The 20527-nt window shown below is 72.6% G+C and carries 22 protein-coding genes and 1 pseudogene; 10 read left to right on the top strand and 13 right to left on the bottom strand.

Going from position 1 to position 20527, the window contains the following annotated elements; genetic code table 11:
- Nucleotides 1-162 precede the first annotated feature (162 nt).
- Nucleotides 163-1314, top strand: coding sequence for an AI-2E family transporter (locus ABIH81_RS05405; RefSeq protein WP_349879297.1), 1152 nt, complete (start codon nucleotides 163-165; stop codon nucleotides 1312-1314).
- Nucleotides 1315-1323: 9 nt separating this feature from the next.
- On the opposite strand, the gene ABIH81_RS05410 is transcribed toward ABIH81_RS05405, so the two are convergent.
- A complete protein-coding gene (locus tag ABIH81_RS05410) occupies nucleotides 1324-1977 on the bottom strand; it encodes a dienelactone hydrolase family protein (protein ID WP_349879298.1) in 654 nt (217 codons plus the stop codon).
- Between the two features lie 244 nt (nucleotides 1978-2221).
- Between ABIH81_RS05410 and ABIH81_RS05415 the strand changes: the two genes are divergently transcribed.
- The 3 genes from ABIH81_RS05415 (at nucleotide 2222) to ABIH81_RS05425 (ending at nucleotide 3172) form a co-directional block, all read left to right on the top strand.
- Entirely contained in the window at nucleotides 2222-2614 is a 393-nt protein-coding gene (locus ABIH81_RS05415) for a MerR family transcriptional regulator (protein ID WP_349879300.1), read from the top strand.
- Nucleotides 2584-2931 (top strand): thioredoxin, encoded by a 348-nt coding sequence (trxA, locus tag ABIH81_RS05420; protein ID WP_349879301.1) that lies wholly within the window; start codon nucleotides 2584-2586, stop codon nucleotides 2929-2931. Before ABIH81_RS05415 ends, trxA begins: the two co-directional genes overlap by 31 nt.
- Before the next feature lie 61 nt (nucleotides 2932-2992).
- Nucleotides 2993-3172 carry a hypothetical protein gene (locus tag ABIH81_RS05425; protein ID WP_349879302.1) on the top strand — a complete coding sequence of 60 codons (180 nt, stop codon included), beginning with the start codon at nucleotides 2993-2995 and terminating at the stop codon, nucleotides 3170-3172.
- Between the two features lie 42 nt (nucleotides 3173-3214).
- Here the strand turns inward: ABIH81_RS05425 and ABIH81_RS05430 are convergent, their stop codons facing one another.
- From ABIH81_RS05430 to ABIH81_RS05440, 3 genes are read right to left on the bottom strand one after another with little or no spacing between them, the layout of a single operon-like run.
- Entirely contained in the window at nucleotides 3215-5587 is a 2373-nt protein-coding gene (locus ABIH81_RS05430; RefSeq protein ID WP_349879303.1) for a glycoside hydrolase family 65 protein, read from the bottom strand.
- Nucleotides 5584-6336 (bottom strand): beta-phosphoglucomutase family hydrolase, encoded by a 753-nt coding sequence (locus tag ABIH81_RS05435; protein ID WP_349879304.1) that lies wholly within the window; start codon nucleotides 6334-6336, stop codon nucleotides 5584-5586. The genes ABIH81_RS05430 and ABIH81_RS05435 overlap by 4 nt, the downstream gene beginning before the upstream one ends.
- A gap of 47 nt (nucleotides 6337-6383) precedes the next feature.
- Nucleotides 6384-6851, bottom strand: coding sequence for a DUF4442 domain-containing protein (locus tag ABIH81_RS05440; protein ID WP_349879305.1), 468 nt, complete (start codon nucleotides 6849-6851; stop codon nucleotides 6384-6386).
- 149 nt (nucleotides 6852-7000) lie between these two features.
- On the opposite strand from ABIH81_RS05440, the gene ABIH81_RS05445 reads away from it, so the two are divergent.
- From ABIH81_RS05445 to ABIH81_RS05460, 4 genes and pseudogenes are all read left to right on the top strand, one after another.
- Nucleotides 7001-7633: an ABC transporter ATP-binding protein gene (locus tag ABIH81_RS05445; protein WP_349879306.1), complete on the top strand. Its 633-nt coding sequence runs from the start codon at nucleotides 7001-7003 to the stop codon at nucleotides 7631-7633.
- A 1-nt stretch (nucleotide 7634) separates the two neighbouring features.
- The gene (locus tag ABIH81_RS05450) at nucleotides 7635-9170 is read left to right on the top strand and encodes a DUF6297 family protein (protein WP_349879307.1); all 1536 of its coding nucleotides are present in this window, start codon (nucleotides 7635-7637) and stop codon (nucleotides 9168-9170) included.
- A gap of 34 nt (nucleotides 9171-9204) precedes the next feature.
- Nucleotides 9205-9891 (top strand): annotated as a pseudogene (locus ABIH81_RS05455) (AAA family ATPase); the annotation flags it as partial.
- 33 nt (nucleotides 9892-9924) lie between these two features.
- A complete protein-coding gene (locus ABIH81_RS05460) occupies nucleotides 9925-10308 on the top strand; it encodes a nuclear transport factor 2 family protein (RefSeq protein ID WP_349881012.1) in 384 nt (127 codons plus the stop codon).
- A 12-nt stretch (nucleotides 10309-10320) separates the two neighbouring features.
- Here ABIH81_RS05460 and ABIH81_RS05465 read toward each other — a convergent pair whose 3' ends face one another.
- The 4 genes from ABIH81_RS05465 to ABIH81_RS05480 are packed head-to-tail and all read right to left on the bottom strand — an operon-like array spanning nucleotide 10321 to nucleotide 12454.
- The gene (locus tag ABIH81_RS05465) at nucleotides 10321-11232 is read right to left on the bottom strand and encodes an aminoglycoside phosphotransferase family protein (RefSeq protein WP_349879308.1); all 912 of its coding nucleotides are present in this window, start codon (nucleotides 11230-11232) and stop codon (nucleotides 10321-10323) included.
- Entirely contained in the window at nucleotides 11229-11417 is a 189-nt protein-coding gene (locus tag ABIH81_RS05470; RefSeq protein WP_349879309.1) for a DUF397 domain-containing protein, read from the bottom strand. The genes ABIH81_RS05465 and ABIH81_RS05470 overlap by 4 nt, the downstream gene beginning before the upstream one ends.
- Before the next feature lie 57 nt (nucleotides 11418-11474).
- The gene (locus ABIH81_RS05475; RefSeq protein ID WP_349879310.1) at nucleotides 11475-11663 is read right to left on the bottom strand and encodes a DUF397 domain-containing protein; all 189 of its coding nucleotides are present in this window, start codon (nucleotides 11661-11663) and stop codon (nucleotides 11475-11477) included.
- Nucleotides 11654-12454 carry a helix-turn-helix transcriptional regulator gene (locus ABIH81_RS05480; RefSeq protein ID WP_349879311.1) on the bottom strand — a complete coding sequence of 267 codons (801 nt, stop codon included), beginning with the start codon at nucleotides 12452-12454 and terminating at the stop codon, nucleotides 11654-11656. The genes ABIH81_RS05475 and ABIH81_RS05480 overlap by 10 nt, the downstream gene beginning before the upstream one ends.
- Before the next feature lie 158 nt (nucleotides 12455-12612).
- On the opposite strand from ABIH81_RS05480, the gene ABIH81_RS05485 reads away from it, so the two are divergent.
- Both ABIH81_RS05485 and ABIH81_RS05490 read left to right on the top strand, forming a co-directional pair.
- Nucleotides 12613-12897 carry a hypothetical protein gene (locus tag ABIH81_RS05485; RefSeq protein ID WP_349879312.1) on the top strand — a complete coding sequence of 95 codons (285 nt, stop codon included), beginning with the start codon at nucleotides 12613-12615 and terminating at the stop codon, nucleotides 12895-12897.
- Nucleotides 12894-13241, top strand: coding sequence for a hypothetical protein (locus ABIH81_RS05490; RefSeq protein WP_349879313.1), 348 nt, complete (start codon nucleotides 12894-12896; stop codon nucleotides 13239-13241). The genes ABIH81_RS05485 and ABIH81_RS05490 overlap by 4 nt, the downstream gene beginning before the upstream one ends.
- A gap of 47 nt (nucleotides 13242-13288) precedes the next feature.
- Here the strand turns inward: ABIH81_RS05490 and ABIH81_RS05495 are convergent, their stop codons facing one another.
- From ABIH81_RS05495 to ABIH81_RS05515, 5 genes are all read right to left on the bottom strand, one after another.
- Nucleotides 13289-14602, bottom strand: coding sequence for an ABC transporter ATP-binding protein (locus tag ABIH81_RS05495; protein ID WP_349879314.1), 1314 nt, complete (start codon nucleotides 14600-14602; stop codon nucleotides 13289-13291).
- Between the two features lie 157 nt (nucleotides 14603-14759).
- Nucleotides 14760-16931: a bifunctional glycosyltransferase family 2 protein/CDP-glycerol:glycerophosphate glycerophosphotransferase gene (locus ABIH81_RS05500; RefSeq protein ID WP_349879315.1), complete on the bottom strand. Its 2172-nt coding sequence runs from the start codon at nucleotides 16929-16931 to the stop codon at nucleotides 14760-14762.
- 16 nt (nucleotides 16932-16947) lie between these two features.
- A complete protein-coding gene (locus ABIH81_RS05505; protein WP_349879317.1) occupies nucleotides 16948-18933 on the bottom strand; it encodes a DUF5941 domain-containing protein in 1986 nt (661 codons plus the stop codon).
- Nucleotides 18930-19673, bottom strand: coding sequence for an ABC transporter ATP-binding protein (locus ABIH81_RS05510; protein ID WP_018785720.1), 744 nt, complete (start codon nucleotides 19671-19673; stop codon nucleotides 18930-18932). The genes ABIH81_RS05505 and ABIH81_RS05510 overlap by 4 nt, the downstream gene beginning before the upstream one ends.
- A complete protein-coding gene (locus tag ABIH81_RS05515; RefSeq protein ID WP_349879318.1) occupies nucleotides 19674-20501 on the bottom strand; it encodes an ABC transporter permease in 828 nt (275 codons plus the stop codon).
- Nucleotides 20502-20527: the final 26 nt, after the last annotated feature.

The raw sequence follows: 20527 nt of genomic DNA on the forward strand, positions 1-20527 counted from the left end.
ATGTCGACACCCTTGTTCATGAAGTCGCCCATGGTGGATCTCCCTTCGATACGTTGAATGCCTTCCCTAAGGCCGGGGGCACGAACGCCGGGTGGGCGGTTGCGGCCCTGGTGTCGGATCGGCCCGCGTCGGGTACCAACGGCCTCGATCGAGGAGGGCGACGTGGACGACGACGCTGGTATACCCGGGCGGGCACCGACCGCCGGACCGCGGCAGACCTGGGCCGGACTGCCCTGGCCGGTACGGACGGCGGTCACCTGGAGCGCCTGCCTGCTGGTGGTGACGGCGGGGCTGTGGCTGCTGGGGCAGATCGCCGTACTGCTCGCGCCGCTGGCGGTGGCGCTGGCCGGCACGCTCTTCCTCGCCGCGCTGCTCGACCCGGTGCTGGTACGCCTGCGCCGGCTGCGGGTGCCGGCCGGGCTCGCCGCGCTGCTGAGCATCCTGCTGCTGCTCGGCATCCTGGGCGGCGCCGGCGTCCTGGTCTGGAACCTCACCGCGAGCCAGTTCGGCGAGCTGAGCCAGCAGCTCGACGAGGGGTTGCAGCGAACCCGGGACTTCGTCACGTCCAGCCTGCCGGTCACCGACCAGCAGCTCGACCGGCTCGTGGAGCAGATCCGGCAGGGCCTGAGCAGCGGCGCGCCCGACCCGGTCGCCGGGGCGCGCAAGGTCGCCGAGGTCGCGGGCGCGGTGCTGCTCGCCCTGGTGCTGCTGTTCTTCCTGCTCAAGGACGGCCGCTCGATGTGGCACTGGGTGCTGCGCCGGCTGACCGGCCCGCGCCGGGAGCTGACCGCCGAGGCGGGACGGGCGGGCTGGCGGACGCTCGGCGCGTACAGCCGGGGCACGATGATCATCGCGGCCATCGACGCCATCGGGATCGGGCTGGCGCTCGTCGTGTTGCGTGTCCCGCTGGCCCTGCCGCTCGCCCTGATCACGTTCCTCGGCGGGTTCGTGCCGATCATCGGCGCCACGGTGGCCGGTGCGGTGGCGGTACTCGTCGCGCTGGCCGCGAACGGTCCCACCACCGCGCTGCTGACCCTGGCCGCCGTGATCGCCGTCCAGCAGATCGAGGGCAACCTGCTGGAACCACTCGTCATGCGGCGGCAGGTGCAGCTGCACCCGGCGGTCATCCTGGTGGTGGTCACCGCCGGCACGCTGGTCGCCGGGGTGGCCGGGGCGTTCGTGTCGGTGCCGATCGCGGCGGTGCTGTGGCGGGTGCTGGACACCGTGCAGCGGCACCGCGCCGCCGACCGGAGCGGGGCCGCCGAGTCCGGCCCGGCCGCCGATCCCGGCCGCGCCGCCGAGGCAGCGGGCTGACGGCGCCGGTCAGGCGGGGTGCGGCTGGCGCAGGTGCGTGGTGAACCACCTACCTGCCTGGTCGGCCACCTGCTCCAGCGTGCCGGGCTCCTCGAACAGGTGCGTGGCGCCGGGGACGATCCGCAGCTCGGCCACCTCGCCCAGCGCGTCCCGGGCCTGCTCGTTGAGCACGATCACCTGCTCGTCCAGGCCGCCGACGAGCAGCAGCGTCGGTGCGCGTACCGCAGTCAGTGAGCTGCCGGCCAGGTCGGGCCGGCCGCCCCGGGAGACCACAGCGCCCACCCGGTCCGGCCGGGCCGCGGCGGCGACCAGTGCGGCGGCGGCGCCGGTGCTGGCGCCGAACAGCCCGATCGGGAGCCGTCCCAGCTCCGGGTCGGCGCCCATCCAGTCGACGATCCCGGCCAGGCGTTCGGCCAGCATGCCGATGTCGAAGCGCAGTTCGGCGGTGACCTCGTCCCGAGCCTCCTCGTCGGCCGTCAGCAGGTCGACGAGCATCGTGCCGAGTCCACGCTCGTTCAGCGCGCGCCCGACGGCCATGTTGCGCGGGCTGTGCCGGGAGCTGCCGCTCCCATGGGCGAACAGCACCACCCCCTGCGCCTCGGCAGGCACCACCACGTCCCCCACGAGCCCGCCGTCCACCACAGGCACCGAAACCTCACGCATTTCCTTCACCCCCCGCTGTCCCCTCCCGCTCTCCCTCCCCGCATACCCCCCACCCCGACGATCAGCCGCACCCCTCACGCCCAGGATCGCGTCGATCATGAAGTTGGCGGCAGATTCCGAGATCCACAAGGCCGCTAACTTCATGATCGACGGGGAGACCAGGGGAGACCCGACGCGTGCGGGGTTGCGTTGACGTCGGCGGAAAGGTTTAGCGTCGACCCACAGAGAGGAACGGGGGCGGCGGATGCGGATCGGGGAGCTGGCGCAGCGGGCCGGTACGAGCACTCGCACCCTGCGCTACTACGAGGCCCACGGGCTGGTCCGGCCGAACCGGTCCGCCAACGGATACCGGGTCTACGACGAGGCGGAGCTGCGCGTCGTCCGCGAGATCCGGTCCCTGCTGGCGATCGGCTTCGGCCTGGACGACATCCGCCCGTTCGTCGCCTGCCTGCGCGCCGGGCACGACTCCGGCGACGTCTGCCCCGATTCGGTCGCGGTGCTGCGGCGCAAGCTCGCCGAGGTGGACGACTACCTCGACCGGCTCGGCGACGTCCGCCGCCGACTGCACGACCAGCTCGCCCACGCGATCGCCCAGCGGGAGGAAACATGCCTCAGGACACGGGGACCGGCCGGCTGACCCCGGTCACCGACGACACCTTCGCGGCCGCCGTTCTGGCCGCCGACCGGCCGGTGGTGGTGGACTTCTGGGCCGAGTGGTGCCCGCCGTGCCGGGTGGTGTCGAAGCACCTGGCCGAGCTGGCCGAGGAGTTCGGCGACGCGCTGCGCTTCGTCACAGTCAACACCGACGAGAACCCGGCCACCGCACGCGCCCACCGGATCATGTCCGCGCCGACGATGCTCGTGTTCCGGGGCGGCGAGGTGGTCGGCTCGATCGTCGGCTCCCGCCCGAAGGACCACCTGCGGCGCAGCTTCGCCCGGCACCTGGAGGGTTGAGCCGCCGCCGGGCGGGAACGCGCGGGGTGACCACGGACCCCGACCGATCGCGAGGATCGTCATGGCGAAACAGGACAGGTCCCGGGAACAGGAACTCACCGACCAGGAACGCCGTAAGCAGGAGCTGAAGGGCTCGCCGGACTGGGCCGACCGCGCCTCGACGGCGCGTACCGCCGACGATCCGCGGGCCACGGCGCCGCGCGACGCCGGCGGGCGTCCGTCCAACGGCCGCCAGTTCTGAGGTACGCGCACCGAGCGGTCCCGCCCCTCGTGGCGGGGCCGCTCAGTCCATGCGTTCGGGCAGGTGCATCAGCGGCGCGCGGCCCTGCGGCTGCTCCGGCTGCGGCTCGCGCGGGTGCATCGGGGGCACCGCCACGGTGACCGGCTGCGCGGAGGTGACCCGCAGCGGCTCGCCGTGATGCCGCAGCTCCACGACGGTGTCCGGGCTGCCGTTGCGCAGCGAGTACGTCGTCTGGTGCGGCCGGACGTCGACCCGCAGCCGCATCCCCTGCCACTGGAGCGAGAACTCCAGGCGGCTGAGGCGGCTGGAGAGCCGGGGCGCGAAGGAGAGCGTCCCGTCGTGGTCCCGCAGCCCGCCGAACCCGGCGACGAGCGCGATCCAGGCGCCGGCCAGGGACGCCATGTGCACGCCGTCGCGGGTGTTCTCGTTGAGGTCGTGCAGGTCCATCAGCGCGGCCTCGCGCAGGTAGCGGTGGGCCAGTTCGAGGTAGCCGACCTCGGCCGCCAGCACCGCCTGGGTGCAGGCGCTCAGCGACGAGTCGCGTACGGTGCGCCGCTCGTAGTAGACGAAGTTGCGCAGCTTCTCGGCGGCACTGAACGCGTCGCCCCGCCAGTGCATGGCCAGCACCAGGTCGGCCTGCTTGACGACCTGCTTGCGGTAGAGGTCGAAGTACGGGTAGTGCAGCAGCAGCGGGTACTTCTCCGGCGGCGTGTGCTCGAAGTCCCACTCCTGGAAGCGGGTGAACCCCTCCACCTGCTCGTGCACCTCGGTCTCCGCGTCGTACGGGACGTGCATGTCGTTCGCGGCGTCCCGCCACACGGCGGCCTCCTCCTCGGTGACGCCGAGGTCGAGCGCCTGGTCCCGGTAGCGCATCGCGCAGTCCGCGGCGGTACGCAGGTTCCGCTGGGCCATCAGGTTGGTGTAGACGTTGTCGTTCTTCACCGCTGTGTACTCGTCCGGGCCGGTCACGCCGTCGATGTGGAACCGTCCGGCGCGGTCGTGATGGCCGAGCGAGCGCCACAGCCGGGCGGTCTCGACGAGCAGTTCCAGTCCGATCTCCCGTTCCAGCGCCTCGTCGCCGGTGACCAGCACGTAGCGGCGCAGCGCGTCGGCGACGTCGGCGGCGATGTGGAACGCGGCGGTCCCGGCCGGCCAGTACGCCGACGACTCCGGCCCCTCGATGGTGCGCCACGGGAAGGCGGCGCCTTCGAGGTTCAGCGTGCGGGCGCGTTCCTGCGCCTGGGCCAGCGTGTCGTACCGCCACTGCAACGCGTCCCGCACCGCTCCCGGCTGCGTGTACGTGAGCACCGGCAGCACGAACATCTCGGTGTCCCAGAACGCGTGGCCGTCGTACCCCGGGCCGGTGAGGCCCTTGGCGGCGATCGGCCGCCGTTCCGCGCGGGCGCCGGCCTGGAGGACGTGGAAGAGGCCGAACCGGACGGCCTGCTGCACCTCGGGGTCGCCCTCGACGCGCACGTCGGCGGCGTCCCAGAACGCGTCCAGGTATTCGCGCTGGGCCCGGCGCAGGCCGTCCCAGCCGTCGAGCCGGGCCGCTGCGAGCGCCGCGCCGACCTGGTCGCGCAACGCCGGGAGGGACCGGCGGCTGGACCAGCCGTACGTGAGGTACTTGACCACCCGCAGCGTCTGGCCGGGCTTGAGCACGCAGCCGATGGTGGTGCGGACCCAGTCCTCGTACCCCTCGCTCTCGATCGTGGTGCGTTCGGGCCCGTCGATGTCGTGGCCCATCGCGGCGGCGACCCGCAGGCCGCTGACCTTGGTGCGGTGGATGAGCTGGCCGCCGTCGTCGGTGGTCAGCTCCTCCTCGGCCTGCAACGGCGACTCCAGTACGGCGGCCACCCGGGGGTCGCGGCTCTGCGGCGGCAGCGACTCGTTGGCGACCAGCTCGGACTGGAGGATCAGGCGCAGCGGCCCGTCGACCGGCTCCACCTCGTAGTGGATGGCTGCCACCGAGCGCTGGGTGAACGACACCAGCCGGGTGGTGCGGACCTTGACCTCGCGGCCGGCCGGGGAGCGCCAGTGCAGGGCCCGCTGGAGCGTGCCGGCGCGCATGTCGAGAACCCGCTCGTGGGCGAGCAGTTCGCCGTAGCGCACGTCGAGCGGCTCGTCGTCGACGAGGAGCCGGATCAGCTTGCCGTTGGTGACGTTGACGATGGTCTGCCCGGACTCGGGGAAACCGAAGCCGGCCTCCGCGTACGGCAGCGGGCGCAGCTCGTAGAAGGAGTTCAGGTAGGTGCCGGGCAGCCCGTGCGGCTCGCCCTCGTCGAGGTTGCCCCGCAACCCGATGTGCCCGTTCGACAGCGCGAACACGGACTCGGACTGGGCCAGCACGTCCATGTCGAGCTGCATCTCCCGGACGTGCCAGGGCTCGACCGGGTACGCCCGTTCCCGGATCACGCGGCCGGCTCCGCGGCGAGAAGGTCGGCGAGGTCCGTGACCACCACGTCGGCGCCGTGCGCCAGCAGCTCGTCGGCCTGGCCGACCCGGTCGACGCCGACGACGTACCCGAATCCGCCGGCCCGCCCGGCGGCCACCCCGGCCAGGGCGTCCTCGAAGACGGCGGCCCGCGCCGGTTCGACGCCGAGCATCCGCGCGCCCTCCAGGAACGTGTCCGGGTGCGGTTTGCCGCGCAGCCCGCGCTCGCGGGCGACCACGCCGTCCACCCGCGCCTCCAGCCAGCGGTCCAGCCCGGCGGCGTGCACCACGGCGGCGCAGTTGGCGCTGGCCGAGACGACCGCGCGGCGCAGCCCGGCCGTGGTGGCTGCTTCCAGGTAGCGCACCGAACCCTCGTACACCTCGACGCCGTGCTGCTCGATCCGCTGGAGCAGGACGGCGTTCTTACGGTTGCCGAGGCCGTTGACGGTGTCCGCCTCGGGCGGGTCGTCCGGCGATCCTTCGGGCAGCGTGATGCCGCGCGAGGCCAGGAATGTGCGCACCCCGTCGGCGCGCGGTCTGCCGTCCACGTACCGGTTGTAGTCCGGTCCGGGGTCGAACGGGTGGAACGGCTCGCCGGTTTCGGCCGACCGTCGCCGCAGGTACGCGTCGAACGTCTCCGCCCAGGCGGCGTTGTGCACCTTGGCGGTCTGCGTCAGCACACCGTCCAGGTCGAAGAGACACGCGCTCACGTGCGCGGGGAGGCCCAGCATCGCTTGAATCTATCCAGCCCCCGCGCCGGGCAAACACCATTCGGGGCTCAGCGGTGCGGGCGCAGCGTCCAGATCACGGTGAGCGAGGAGGTGAGCGTGCCGTCCTCGGTGCGGACCTCCACCTCGACGGGGAACTCCGGCCGCCGTCCGGCGTCCAGCTCGGCCAGCACCTCGGCCGGCGTGCCGCCGAGCCGCGCGGTCGCCAGCACCGGCCCCATGGCCACCTTGAGGTAGCGGATGGTCGCCGTCACGGCCAGGGGTACGGCCCGGTCGAGCACCTGCCCGAACGCGGCCAGGACAACCGCGCCGGAGGCGGTCTCCCCCAGCGTGAACATGGCGCCGGCGTGCGGGCCGCCCACGTGGTTGTGGTGCGCCGGGTCGTCGGGGAGCCGGACCACGGCCCGGACCCCGCTCTCGGCGTCGGGCGCCACCTCGACGAACTCGATTCCGAGCGTGCGGGCGAACGGCACGGCGTCGAGGAGACCGGCCGCCACCTGGCGAGAGTCGATGCTCATGCCCGAACGCTACTAGCCAGTAACAACGTCGGCAAGGCGGTGACGCGATGCCATCGCCGAGCACTGACCATTCGCACAGCGGCAGACTGCGATAATGCCCGGGCGAAATGCGACTATTCCCACGGAGTCCTGATCTTGAGAATCTCGCGATGACCCCGGCTGTCGACGTCCGGCAGGTGACTGTCACGTACGGCTCGACGCTGGTCCTGGACGGCATCGACCTCCGGGTGCCCGAGGGCGCCGCCGTCGCGCTCGTCGGCGAGAACGGTGCCGGCAAGTCCACCCTGCTGCGCTGCATCACCGGCCTCCAGGAGCCGTCCACCGGCGACATCTCCGTCTTCGACGCGGTGCCCGGCCGCGGCGCGGACTTCTGGCGGCAGGTCGCCACCACTGTGGAGTCGCCGAGCTGGTACCAGGGTCTGACCGTGCGCGAGCACCTCGAACTGGTCCGGGTGGTGAACGGCGGCGACCCGGACGACGGGCACATCGACGAACTCTGCGCCACCCTCGGCCTGACCGGTCTCTCCGACAGCCTGCCCATCACGCTCTCCTCCGGGCAGCGCCAGCGCTTCCTGCTCGCCGCGACCCTGGTGCGGCCCAGCCGGCTGCTCGTCCTCGACGAGCCCGAGCAGCGCCTCGACACCCGGATCAAGGGCGCGATCGCCGCGCACCTGCGCTCGTACGTGGAGAGCGGCGGCACGCTCGTCATGGCCAGCCACGACGACGGGTTCCGGTGCGGCGTCGGAGCGGACGAACTCGTGCTCACCCGCCCGGAGAGCTGAGGTGACGCCGATCGAGGCTCCGGTCCGGCCGGACTCCCCTGTCGCTGTCGACGCCCGCCGCTGGATCCGCCGCCGCCGGATCGCCGCCGAGGGCCGCGCCGACATCGGCACCGTCTACGCGGCGACCCTCGCCGTCCTGATGGCCGCCGCGCTCCTCGGGCAACCGCTGGTCCGTGTCGTCTGGCCGCCGGACGCGCCCGGCGGTGACGCGGCGGTGACCCCGTTCGTCGGCGCCGTGGCCGTCCTGGCCGCCTTCTTCGTCGTCCTGCGTCAGCTCGGCCCGCTGTCGGTCAGCCGCAGCGACGCCACCTGGCTGCTGCCGGCCCCGCTGCCCCGGCGCTCCCTGCTGGCGCCGGCGCTCACGCTGACCACCGTCGCCGCGCTCGTCGTCGGCGCCGTCACCGGTATCGCCGTGGCCGGACATGTCGCCGCTCGCCCGGCGGGGCTCCTGACGGTGGCGGCCAGCGGCGTCACCGGCGCGGCGGTCGCGGTCTTCGCGGCGCTGCTCGCGCTCGCGTGCCAGCGGCGGCCCTCCGCCGCCCGGATCGCCGACGGCATCGGCATCGCGACCGGCGCGGGCTGCCTCGTCCTGGCCGCCGCGCTGCGCGTCACCGGCGACCATCGTCTGCCCTCGTCGCTCGTACCGCCGGTGGCGGTGCTCGTCACCGGCGCCGCCGCCCTGACCGCCGGGCTGATCGCGGTCGTGCTGACCTGGCGGGCGCTGGAGGACTGGCCGACCGCGCCGATCGCCGAGGCGTCGATGAACGCGGGCGCCTACGCCGACGTCGTCTACGCGGTCGAACCCTCCTACCTGACCGAGATGAGCGCCCGCCGTTTCTGGCGCAGCCGCACGCGGGTACGGACGACGCGCCTGCTGTCCGCCCGCCGGGTGCCGCCGTTCGTCGCCCAGGATCTGATCATCCTGCGCCGTAAGGCCGCGCGGCTCTGGTGGCTGGTGGGCACGGCCGCCGTCCCGGTCTACCTCGCCGACGGCCCCACGTGGCTCCTTCTCGGCGTGGTCCTGATCGGCGCGCTGGCCGCCGCCGGTCTCACCGCGGAGTCCACCCACAGCGACGCCTCGAACCCGGCGATGCTGCGGCTGCTCGGCACCACAGGGCGCCTGGTGACCGCGCAGCGGCTCGCGGTCCCCGCCGCCGTCGCCGGCGTGTGGCTCGCCATCACCCTGGCCGTGCTCCAGGTCTCCGGCGCGCTCACCGGACCGTGGTGGGCGCTCGGTCTGCTGGCCGGCCCGGCCGTCGCGGTGGGCGCCTACCAGCGGGCGAAGGCGAGCGCCGCCTCGATCGGCACCATCCTGATCGACACGCCGCTCGGGGCGTTCCCGGCCGGCATGCTGCTGTGGCTCCTCAACGGCATCGACGTCCTCGCCGTCCTGACGCTGCCGGTCTCGGTCGGCCTGGTGACGGTGCAGGCGCACGAGGCGCTCGGCTGGCATCTGCTGCTCGCGCAGGCGGTCAGTTCCGCCGTGGGGTGCGCCCTGCTGGTCCGGCGGTCCGGCACCACGGCCGGTTCACTCTGATCGCATGCTCTGCCGCATGGGAGAGGGGGACGGCATGGACGGCAGTCAAACTCCCGCCCCGACTCAGGGGGGCTCCCGGGACGAGTTGCTCGCCCACCTGGCCGACGCGGTCGGGTCCGTCACCGTGCCGCACCCGACGCGGGTCGCGGTCGACGGGCCGCCCGCCGCCGGCAAGACCACGCTCGCCGACGAGCTGGCCTCCCTTTTGCGTACGCGGGGCCGCAGCGTCATCCGGGCGACTGTCGACGACTTCCTCTTCCCCCGGGCGCGGCGCTACCGGCGCGGCGAGTTCTCGGCCGAGGGCTGCTACGTCGACACCCACGACCACGGGGCGCTGAACCGGGTGCTGCTCGATCCGCTCGGCCCGGACGGAGACCGGCGCTTCCGGCACACGGTCTACGACCACGCGACGGATACGGTGCTGTCTCCGCCGCTCACGACCGCCCCCGCCGACGCCGTGCTGATCGTCGACGGCGTCTTCCTCCTGCGCCCGGAACTGGTCGACCGCTGGGAGCTGCGCGTCTTCGTGTCGACCGCGCTCGACAAGACCGTGGATCGTGCCGTGATCCGTGAGCGCCAGGTGTCGTCCCCGGCGGACGTCGAACGGCGCTGGCGGGAGCGTTACCTCCCCGCCCAGCGGCTCTACTTCGCCACGGCCCGCCCGGCCGAGCACGCCGATGTCGTCGTGCACAACGACGACCCCCGGCGGCCGACCTGGGAGCCCCGGACACACGCGCATGGCAGGCTGGCAACCATGGACAGGAATCGGGTGGCCGCCTGGATCGCGGCGTACGAGCAGGCGTGGCGCACACCGGGAACGACAGCGCTCGGCACGATGTTCACTCCCGACGCGAGCTACCGGCAGGGGCCGTACCGGGATCCGGTCGTCGGCCTGCCCGCCATCGCCCGCATGTGGGAGAGCCACCGCGACGGACCCGACGAGGTCTTCGAGATGACCTCGGAGGTCGTCGCGGTCGACGGCGACACCGCTGTGGCACGGGTGCAGGTGCGGTACGGCGACCCCGTCCACCAGGAGTGGCGCGACCTCTGGATCATGCGCTTCGCCGAGGACGGCCGGTGCCTGTCGTTCGAGGAGTGGCCGTTCGCGCCGGATCAGCGGACCACCGACGCCGGGTGAGAGACCGGTCAGCTATCCGGCGAATATCTCCCCGAGAATGCGTTGCGCCTCGGCTGCCTCCTCCGCGTCCTCGGGGTCGTCGAAGGTGCGGGAGTAGGTGGACAGCGTCTTCCAGAGGGCCCAGCCACGTCCGCGCGCCCACGTCGCGTCGTCCACCGGCAGCCGCTCGCGGAACGCCTCCCGCCCCTCAGCCGTCAGCAACGTCCAGGCGATCGCCAGGTCGCAGGCCGGGTCACCGACGCCGCACGTCCCGAAGTCGATGACGGCCGCCAGGCGGCCGTGCGTGAGCAGCAGGTTCCCCGGGGCGATGTCGCCGTGGAACCAGCGGTCCACCCCGTCCCAGCGGGCGCCCACCGCCCGCGCCCAGATCTCGCGTACCAACTCGGCATCGACATGGCCGTCCAGTGCCACGAGCGCCTGCTCGACCTTCCCGTCGTACGTGCGCAGCGTGCCGCCCCGGAACCAGTTGTGGACACCCGGCTGCGGACCACCGGCGGCGTCCACGTTCCGCAGGGCCGCGAGGAATCCGGCCAGGTCGAGCGCGAACCGCACCGGTTCGGCGATGCGGTCCGGCCGCGCGGTCTCGCCGTCGAGCCATCGGTAGATCGACCACGGATAGGGGTAGCCGGCACCCGGCTCGCCTCTCGCCACCGGGCCGGGGACGGGTAGCGGCAGCCGAGCGGCGAGGGCCGGTAGCCAGCGATGTTCCTTGTCGACGGCCAGGGCGTACTCGGCGGCGCTGGGCAGCCGTACCAGCAGCTCGGGGCCGAGGTGGAAGGTCCAGTTGTCCCAGCCGCCGTTGGCGACCGGCTCGATCCGGAGGCCGGCCAGGTGCGGGAACTGGTCGGCGACCAGACGACGCACCTGCGCCGCGTCAACGGGGATGCGCCGTGGCGGGGGACCGAGATCCGGTACGTCAGTCACGCCCGCTTGGTGTGCGCGACGAACGCCGCCCAGCTCGACGGCGTGAACGTCAGCAACGGCCCCTGCCGGTCCTTGCTGTCCCGCACCCCCACCACACCGGGCACGTTGTCCGCCACCTCAACACAGTCACCCTGGTTGCCGCTGCTGCGCGTGCTCTTACGCCAGGTCGCGCCGGTCAACTCCATCGTTTCGCCGCCTCCGAGATCGCCGCCAGGGTCGCACCGTGCGGCATCGCATCAGGGTCAGGTGCGCTTGGTGTGCGCGACGAACGCCGTCCAGCTCGACGGCGTGAACGTCAGCACCGGCCCCTGCCGGTCCTTGCTGTCCCGCACCCCCACCACACCGGGCACGTTGTCCGCCACCTCGACACAGTTGCCACCGTTGCCGCTGCTGCGGGTGCTCTTGCGCCAGGTCGCGCCGGTCAACTCCATCGCTTCGCCGCCTCCGAGATCGCCGCCAGGGTCGCCCCGTGCGGCATCGCCTCCGCGCGGACGGACTCCCAGGTCTGTCGCAGTGAGTTCACATCCACCGTCCGCTCCACGATTGTGCCGTGCAACTGGTTATCGAGGTAGCCCACGTCATCGCCGTCGGCGGGGGTGGCGAGCACGAACGCGCCGTTGAGCCCGGGGTAGGCACCGACCGTCTCCGACACCAGATGCAGGTGCACCCGCGGTCGCCGGCCCATCTCGACCAGGTGCGTCAACTGCTCCCGCATCACCTTCGGCCCACCGACCGGGCGGCTCAACACCGAATGGTCGAGCACCACCACGAGCTGCGGCGGCGTGGGGCCTTCCAGCACCGCCTGCCGGGCAAGCCGGGCGGCCACCTGCTGTTCGACAGCCTCGCCGACGAACTGCGCGGCTCCCTCGTAGAGCGCGCGGGCGTACTCCTCGGTCTGCAACAGACCGGGAACAACCAGCGGCTCGAAGCTACGCAGTGAGGCAGCCTCCTGCTCGATGCTCACCCACTCGCGGAACCACGGCATCAGCGCCTCCTGCATCAGCGCGTCCCGGATGCGCACCAGCAGGCCACCGCCGTTCAGCACCTCGTCGCAGCGCTCGGTGAACTCGGCGCGCGGCGCCCGGCGGCACTGCTCGACGGCCGCCACGAGCGAGGCCGAATAGCTCACCCGCTCGCCCAACGCCTCCTGGGTCAGCCCGGCATCGGTACGTAACCGGCGCAGTTCGCCGGCGAACAGTTCCCACAACGGCACACGGATCATCTGCACACCTCTGCACACGGCTGCACACGGAAAGGCGGCCGGTAGGACGGCCAGGAAGGTGGGGGTGGAACGCCTTCCGACCCTAGCGGCGCGGTGACGAGACTGTCACGCAGTGGAGCCGAATTCGTCCGGTTCCCGCTACCGAGAGGAGTTGCGCCGTGCGACTGCGCTGGTTCCGCTGCCGGGGTGCGTCGGCACCGACACTGCCCCACCGGGTACGGGGCGACAACCTGCCGGAGTGGATGCGGCAGCCGACGCGTCCACTGCCGACGATGGGCCCCGGCCGGGTCGGCAACCTCACCCCGGCCCAGCAGTGGCGGGCCAACGGCGGCCGCTGGTCCGCCCCTCAGCAGCGCGGAGCCGACGGCGGCCACCGGCCGCCGGACCAACGCGGAGCCGACGGCGGCCGGACCGCCCGGGAGCAGCACGAGGAGCGCCAGTGATCAGCCACCAGCTCGGGCAGCCGCCGGACGGGCCCACGCCGGATCGCCCCCGGCCGTACCCGCTGCACGCCACCCCGCACACGCCGCTGCGTCCGATGTGGTGCTGCCGGGCCTGCGGCCGGCCGTGGCCGTGCCCGATGGCCCGGCTGCTGCTCAAGACCGAGTACGAGGACAACCAGATCGGCCTGGCCATCTACCTGTGCGGGCTGTTCTACGAGGCGACGCGCGACCTCTACCGGCTCAACCCGGACGACGCGCCCGTCCCCACCGACCTGTTCGCCCGCTTCGTCGGCTGGGGCCCGTACCGCCGTCACCGGCCCGTCCCGCCGGGCGGTGATTGTTAATAGGGGGCCCTTCCTCTACCGGAGGCGTTAATAGGGTGCCCTTCCTTTCACCGCCAGCCGACGTCGATGCGGTCGCCACGCTCGTCGAAGAAGTGCAGCGCGTCCATCCGTACCTGCACGGCGAGCGGGTGCCCGGGCGACACCTGCGGGTACGGCGCGAGCCGTACCGCCAGTTCCGCCGGACGACGGTGGTGGCGGCCCGGGTCGGGCAGCACGCTGGTGCGGTTGCCGCCGCCCCCGCCGGCCTCCGGGGCCGGGGCCGGCGCCTCCGTCGCGCGGCCGGTGAGCCGCTGCATCACCTGGTTGAACCGGCGCAGGCCGCGCTGGCCCGGTGCGGCCTGCTCGACCGGGGTGCCCATCTCGTCCACCACGATCGCGGTGGCGCCGATGTCGAGGAACGCGAGCGACTCGTGGCCGTGGTGCTCCAGGTAGCGGATGCGCCCGTGCAGGACGTCACCGGCGGTGTCCGGGGCGACCGGCGTGAGCGCCTCGGCGCGCATGCCGACCACGATCCGCTCGCCGTGGTAGTGCGCCACCGCCCGGCTGCGGATGTCGTCCCAGGGCAGGTAGAGCGCCTGCTCACCGAGGTTCAGCGTGACGTAGCGGTCCAGGTGGACGTAGACCGACGCCTCCAGCAGGTTCATCCTCGGGCTGCCGAGGAACGCGGCGACGTAGAGCGTGGCGGGCCGCCCGTACACCTGGGTGGGGGTGCCCACGTCCTGGAGCACGCCCTTGCGCATGATGGCGACCCGGTCGGCCATGGTCAGCGCCTCGGCCTGGTCGTGGGTCACGTAGATGGTGGTGACGCCCAGCTCGCGGGTGAGTCCGGAGATCTCCGCCCGCAGCTCGGCGCGCAGCCCGCTGTCCAGGTTCGACAGCGGCTCGTCCATCAGGAACAGGCCGGGCCGGCGCACTATCGCCCGCCCCATGGCGACCCGCTGCCGCTGCCCGCCGGAGAGCTGGCTGGGCTTGCGCCCGAGCACGTCGCCGATGCCGAGCGCGCTCGCCACGTCCTGGATCCGCTCGCCGCGCGGGCCGGGCTCGACGCCGGAGAGCCGCAGCGGGAAGCCGATGTTGTCGCCGACTGTCATGTGCGGATAGAGCGCGAAGTCCTGGAAGACCATGGCGATCTTCCGGTCGCGTGGTGGCAGGTCGTTCGCCAGCTCACCGCCGAGCATGATGGCGCCGGAGGACGGATCCTCCAGCCCGGCCACCATGCGCAGCACAGTCGATTTCCCGCATCCCGACGGGCCGAGCAGCACCATGAACTCGCCGTCGTTGACGTCCAGATTGATGGTGTCGACCGCGATCGTCCCGTCCGGGAACACCTTGGTGACATCCTTGAGCGCGACGGTCGCCACCGTCACCTCCCCAGTTCTTCGCCCCAAACCCGGGAATGACTGTGACCAGGATCATCTGATTCGCACATCGGGTAAACGTGCCATGTTCAGCTCGTGACAGTCCTATTAAGCGGTATTCGACGGACTCCACGGTTAAGTGACCAGCCAGTAACCGCTTTTACGGCGTTTCGTCGAGGAACACGCGGCGCACCACGCGCTCGGCGGCGTGCCCGTCGTCGAGGGCGCAGAACCGCGCCCGGAACGCCGTCCGGGCCAGCTCGGCCACCTCGTCGTCGACCGCACCGGAACGGAACACGTCGAGCAGCCCGGGGAAGTCCAGCGCCACCGCGCCGGGCGGCTCGGCCAGCAGGTCGAAGTAGACGCCACGGGCGACCCGGTAGGCGTCCCAGTCCGGCGCGTAGACCACTATCGGCCGGTCCAGCACGGCGTAGTCGAACATCGCCGAGGAATAGTCGGTGACCAGGACGTCCGCCGCCAGGTAGAGGTCCTCCACCCGGTCGTACGCGCTCACGTCCCGCACGCCGTCCGCCGCCGGTCCCCGGGGGTGCCGCTCCCGGTCGTGGAAGTAGTGGCTGCGCATCAGCAGCCGGCCCCGGGGGCCGAGGACGTCGAGCATCCGGTCCGGGTCGAACGGTGGCCGCCACCCGGGCAGATGCTCCCGGTGCGTGGGGGCGTAGAGCACCACGTACTCGTCGGGTGCGATGTCCAGCGCGGCGCGCACCTGGCCGCGATCCTCGGCGGTGGCCAGCGCCAGCCGGTCGTTGCGGGGGTAGCCGACCTCCAGGGTGGTGTAGTCCGCCGGGTACGCCCGCTCCCACATCTGCGTCGAGAAGCTGTTCGAGGTGATGCTGTAGTCCCAGCGGTCCACGCGGCGCAGCAGGCCGGCGAAGTCCATCCCCATCGCGCCCACCGGGTAGCGCTGCTGATCCAGGCCCATCACCTTCACCGGCGTGCCGTGGTGGGTCTGCACGTGCACCGAGCCGGGCCGCTTGCGGACGAAGTCCGGGAAGTTGACGTTGTTGACCAGCCAGCGGGCGCGGGCCAGGACGCGGTGGTACTCGCGGGTGCCGGCCACCACGTACTCGACACCCGGCGGCAACGCGGACACCCGGTCGCGCCTGACGATCCACACGCCGCGCACCTGCGGCGCGAGCCGGCGGGCCGCCTCGTAGATGGCCGCCGGGTTGCACGCGTAACCCCGGTACCAGTAGGCCGCGTACACGGCGAGCGTCGGGTCGATCGGACGATGCAGCTCGGCCCGGTAGTACTCGCCGAGCGCCAGGTCACGGGCCCGCCGGGCGGTACGCCGCACCACCGGCGTCACCCGTCGCCGGGCCCGCCGCGCGGTCTCCCCCGCCTGGTGCGCCTCGCGCAACGCGGTGAACGTCCGCCAGCGCCCGGCCGCCACCAGCCGGTGCTTGAGCCCTTCCGCGCCGGGCGGGACCGGATAGCCCTCGGGCGGCAGGAACCGCACGTAGTCGGCGTGCATCTGGGCGAAGAACGGCGCCCGCAGCTCGGGCGCGATCCGGTCGCCGTTGCCGAGCACCGTGAGGTAGTGCCAGATCATCCGCTCGAAGACCGCCGGCCGCAGCCCGGTCACCTTCCAGCGGTCCATCAGCGCGAACACCCGGTGCCACTGCGCGAAGACCTCGAAGTGCCGGTCCCCCCGGGTCTTCGTGATCGCGCCGGTGCGGCGCTGCCGGTAGTTCAGGCAGATCCGATCGAGTACGCCGATCCGCCCGGCCGCCATCAGCGCCGGATAGCTGAACGAGACGTCCTCGTACCAGCCCGGTTCGAAGCGCAGCCCGCGTTCGAGCAGGAACTCCCGGCGCACCACCCGGTTCCACGCGGTGTGCAGCAACTTCAGCGTCTCCGGCCGGTCCCGCAGCGCGAACGTCGCCGCGCCGGGCGGCACGGGGAACACGTCGCGCATCGCGCTGCGGGTGCCGATGTTGTTCCAGTGCGCCCGGACGTGGTCCACGACCAGCACGTCCGGCGCGGTGTCGCGGAGCCGGTCCGCGACGTGCGGCAGGCAGCCGGGCACCAGCCAGTCGTCCCCGTCGACGAACCACACGTACTCGCCGACGGCCCGGTCCAGCCCGATGTTGCGGGCCGGACCGAGCCCGACGTTCTCGGCGAGGAGCACCGGGCGGACCCGGGGGTCGCGGAGCGCGTACTCGGCCAGGATCTCGCCGCTGTCGTCCGGAGAGGCGTCGTCGACCCCGATCACCTCGATGTCGCCGAACGGCTGGCCGAGGATCGAGTCGAGACATTCCCGCAGGTAGCCCTGCACCTTGAAGGCCGGAACGACGAAGCTGATCAAGGTCACCCCGGCCCGCCCTCCGTCAGCCCGGCGAGCGCACACCCCCACGGGCGCGGGCCGGCAGGACCACCCAGGCGAGGACCACGCTCGCGACAAAAACCACGAGAAGGTACGCACCGAGTGTAGCCAGAGCGATACTCGCATATCCGGCGATCAGCCCGATCGCCAGCAGCAGCGAACGCCCCGGCCAGCCCAGCGTGGCGGCGTGCAGCGGCGGCGCCGACTGCCGCTTCTCCAGCCGGGCGGTCAGGTCGTAGTGCAGCAGCGTGAGCACCAGGACGTACCCGAAGATCAGCCAGGCCGGCGCCCGGCCCGCCACCCCGACCGCGATGGCGAACAGGTACTCGGCGGCCCGCAGCGCGGCCGGCACCAGCCAGTCCAGCGACCCGTCGTGCGGCGCCCGCGAAGCCTGGGCGGCCCCCAGCAGCAGCACGAGCGTGAGCACCGGCACCCAGACCGGCAGGTCGCCGCCGCCGTGCACCGCGAGCAGCGCCCACACCAGCGTCCCCGCCGCGCCGAGCGCGGCGAGCACCGCCAGCAGCAGCGGCCGCCGCGCGGTCGGCAGCGTCCGGGCCAGCGGGCCGTCGTCGCGGTGCAGGCCCGCGTCCACAGTGGTCAGCACCGGCACCCGCATCCACCGCGCCCGCAAGGTCCGCAACCCCCCGGTGTACGCGAACGCCAGCGTCCCCCAGACCAGCACCGCGACCAGCGCCACCAGCGGCCCGAACAGCGCGGCGGCAATGGCGATCAACGCCCACCGCTCACCGATCGGGAACACCACTGTGCGCTTCAGCCAGTACGACACCGAGCCGGTGTCCGCCTGCACCCGCGTCGACGCGGCGTTCAGCTTCCCGCCGATGCCGCCCGCGTCGGCGCTCACCACCTTCGGCCGCCGGGCCGCCTCGTCGTGCAGCGCGCCGTACCAGGTGTCGGTCATGTGCCGCACCGTCTGCAACGTCATCGCGGCCAGCGCCAGCGCCCAGCCGTACCGGAACCCGGCGTGCGTGGCCCCGAAGCCGAGACCGGCGTAGACCACGTACTCCTTGAACCGGTCGGCCATCGTGTCCAGCCAGCCGCCCCAGGCACTGAAGTGCCGGGTGTAGCGGGCGAGCTGCCCGTCCACGCAGTCCAGCACGAAACCCAGGTAGAGCAGAATCGCGCCGGCCACCAGCGCGGGCCGTTCACCGACGCCGAACAGCACCGCCGCGGCCACCGCGAACGCCACCGAGACCATGGTGACGCCGGTCGGGCCGATCCCGATCCGGGCCGCCGCCTTCGTGACGTACGGCGACCAGGTGCTGACGAAGAATGTGGTGAAGAAGTCGTCCCGCTCCTTCACCGACAGCTTCAGCTCGGCCCGGTCCTCGTCGACAGCGGCCACCGCCGCCTCGGCCGCCTTCCGCTGCGCCTCGTCGCCGACCCGGTGCGCCACGAGCAGACGTACCCGTTGGGCGAAGATCAGCGTGCCGCGGGCGGCGAGGCCGGCCACGAGCCGGTCCACCGCGCCCAGCGGCCCGCCCCCGGCGGCGCCGGGCGCGTCCGGCGCCGCCGGGCCGGCCTGGTCGAACGGCGGCGCGTCGGGGACGGCGCCCGCGGCGTGGCGGGCGGCGTCGGCGAGCGCGGGCAGGTCGGCCGCGCCCACCCGCAGCGCGCCGCCGAACACGCCGCTCGCGTCGGCGGCGCAGACCTCGACCACCTGCCCGCGCTCCTCGCGCACGGTGGCCTGCCCGGGAGCGGGCGGATCGGTGAGCACCAGCGCCACCGTCGGCCCGACCGGGCTGGTCGCGAGGTGTTTGAGTACGGCCGTGTGCGCCACCAGATCAGCGCCGCTCACCAGCACCGGGCCGGTAGCGGCGGCCACCAGGTCGGCCAGCTCGGTCAGGTCGGCGGCGATGCGCACGTCGTCCGCCCCGGCCCGGCGCCACTGCGCGGCCAGACGTTCGGTGAGCGATTCCCCGTTGAGCCGGCCCGCCGCCGGTTCGGCGGCGAGCACGATCGCGAGCGTCACCGCTTCGCCGCGTCGGCGTAGGCGGCCAGCGCCTCGTCGATCGTCCCGTCGACGATCAGCCGTCCGGCGTCGAGGTAGAGCCCCCGACGGCAGAACCGGGTGAGGTCCTTGTCGTTGTGTGACACCAGCACCAGCGTGCGCCCTTCCGCGAGAAGTCGCTCGATGGTCGCATAGCACTTCGCGCGGAACTCCGCGTCCCCGACCGCTGTCACCTCGTCCACAAGCAGCACCGGATGCGGCAGGTGCGCGATCACCGCGAAACCCAGCCGCACCTTCATCCCCGACGAGTAGTGCCGCACCGACGTGTCGATCGCGCGTTCCACCTGCTCACCGGCGAACGAGACGATCTCGTCGAAGTGCTCCCGCAGGTACGCCGACGAGAGCCCGTGCAGCCCGCCCACCAGGTACAGGTTCTCCCGGCCGGTCAGGTCGCCGGAGAACCCGGCGGACAGTTCGAGCAGCGGCGCCACCCGGCCGCGCACCCGGATCGAGCCCTCGTCCGGGATGAGCACACCGGCGATCAGCCGCAGCAGCGTGCTCTTGCCGGTGCCGTTGCGCCCCACCACGCCCACCGTCTCGCCCGGCTCGATCCGGAACGACAGGTCGCGCAACGGCCAGAACCGGCCCGCGTCCGGGTCTCGGGCGCCCCGGTGCACGATCAGCTCCCGCAGCCGTAGCTGGCGGCGCCGGTTGCGGACGAACCGGATGCCGAGCCCGTCCGCCTCGATGATCGGCGCCATTCAGAGTTCCTTCAGCACTGCCGGTTCGAGGCGGTGGAACGCCCACCAGCCGAGCGCCAGCACCAGCACACTGCCGGACACCGTGATCGTGAGCAGCCGGGCATCAGGGAACTCGTCCGGATACCAGACCGCGTGGTGCAGCTGGAAGATCCCGACCAGCGGGTTCAGCTCGTACCCGATCTTGAGCCAGCCCGGCATGCCCGATTCCCGCACCAGGTCGAGCGGATAGATGATCGGGGTCGCGTAGAACAGCAGCCGGATCACCAGCCGCATGATGCGCTCGATGTCGCGCATCAGCACGTTGCCCGCCGACAGCAGCAGCGCCAGGCCCACCAGCAGCACGAACTGCACCGCCACCGCGAGCGGCAGCGCGAGCAGGCTCCAGCCGGGGCGGATCTTCCCCTGGCTCGCGTAGATCGCCGCGACGGCGGCCAGGATCGGCAGCCCGGCCAGGTACTCGGCGAACCGGCCGGTGACCCGCCCGATCGGGAAGATCGGCCGGGGCAGGTTCATCGTGGTGATCAGCCGGGACTGCCCGGTCAGCGCGTTCGCCGCCTCGGTCAGCGCCGAACTCGCCCACATCCAGGCGAAGATCCCGGTGATCAGGAACAGCGGGTACGACCCGGCCGCCTCGCCCAGGTGCCGCCGGGTCGCGCCGGAGTAGAGCACGCCGAAGACGAACCAGTAGATCAGGCCCATGCCGAGCGGCTCGATCAGCGACCAGAAGTAGCCCAGCACCGACTGCTGGTACTTCACCGCGAGATCCCGCCGGACCAGGATGCGCAGCGAGGTGCGGGCGGACCAGAGCGCCGCGACGCCTGACGTCACCGCACCATCGTCGCGCCGTTCGTGCC

This window comes from Micromonospora sp. HUAS YX12 (assembly GCF_040215685.1).
GTDB classification, from domain to species: domain Bacteria; phylum Actinomycetota; class Actinomycetes; order Mycobacteriales; family Micromonosporaceae; genus Micromonospora; species Micromonospora tulbaghiae.

What these genes read in the sequence shown, in the direction of transcription:
- ABIH81_RS05410 (WP_349879298.1), bottom strand. Translation starts at nt 1,977, where the DNA reads ATGCGTGAGGTTTCGGTGCCTGTGGTGGACGGCGGGCTCGTGGGGGAC.
- ABIH81_RS05415 (WP_349879300.1), top strand. Translation starts at nt 2,222, where the DNA reads ATGCGGATCGGGGAGCTGGCGCAGCGGGCCGGTACGAGCACTCGCACC.
- trxA (WP_349879301.1), top strand. Translation starts at nt 2,584, where the DNA reads ATGCCTCAGGACACGGGGACCGGCCGGCTGACCCCGGTCACCGACGAC.
- ABIH81_RS05425 (WP_349879302.1), top strand. Translation starts at nt 2,993, where the DNA reads ATGGCGAAACAGGACAGGTCCCGGGAACAGGAACTCACCGACCAGGAA.
- ABIH81_RS05435 (WP_349879304.1), bottom strand. Translation starts at nt 6,336, where the DNA reads ATGCTGGGCCTCCCCGCGCACGTGAGCGCGTGTCTCTTCGACCTGGAC.
- ABIH81_RS05440 (WP_349879305.1), bottom strand. Translation starts at nt 6,851, where the DNA reads ATGAGCATCGACTCTCGCCAGGTGGCGGCCGGTCTCCTCGACGCCGTG.
- ABIH81_RS05445 (WP_349879306.1), top strand. Translation starts at nt 7,001, where the DNA reads ATGACCCCGGCTGTCGACGTCCGGCAGGTGACTGTCACGTACGGCTCG.
- ABIH81_RS05460 (WP_349881012.1), top strand. Translation starts at nt 9,925, where the DNA reads ATGGACAGGAATCGGGTGGCCGCCTGGATCGCGGCGTACGAGCAGGCG.
- ABIH81_RS05470 (WP_349879309.1), bottom strand. Translation starts at nt 11,417, where the DNA reads ATGGAGTTGACCGGCGCGACCTGGCGTAAGAGCACGCGCAGCAGCGGC.
- ABIH81_RS05475 (WP_349879310.1), bottom strand. Translation starts at nt 11,663, where the DNA reads ATGGAGTTGACCGGCGCGACCTGGCGCAAGAGCACCCGCAGCAGCGGC.
- ABIH81_RS05480 (WP_349879311.1), bottom strand. Translation starts at nt 12,454, where the DNA reads ATGATCCGTGTGCCGTTGTGGGAACTGTTCGCCGGCGAACTGCGCCGG.
- ABIH81_RS05510 (WP_018785720.1), bottom strand. Translation starts at nt 19,673, where the DNA reads ATGGCGCCGATCATCGAGGCGGACGGGCTCGGCATCCGGTTCGTCCGC.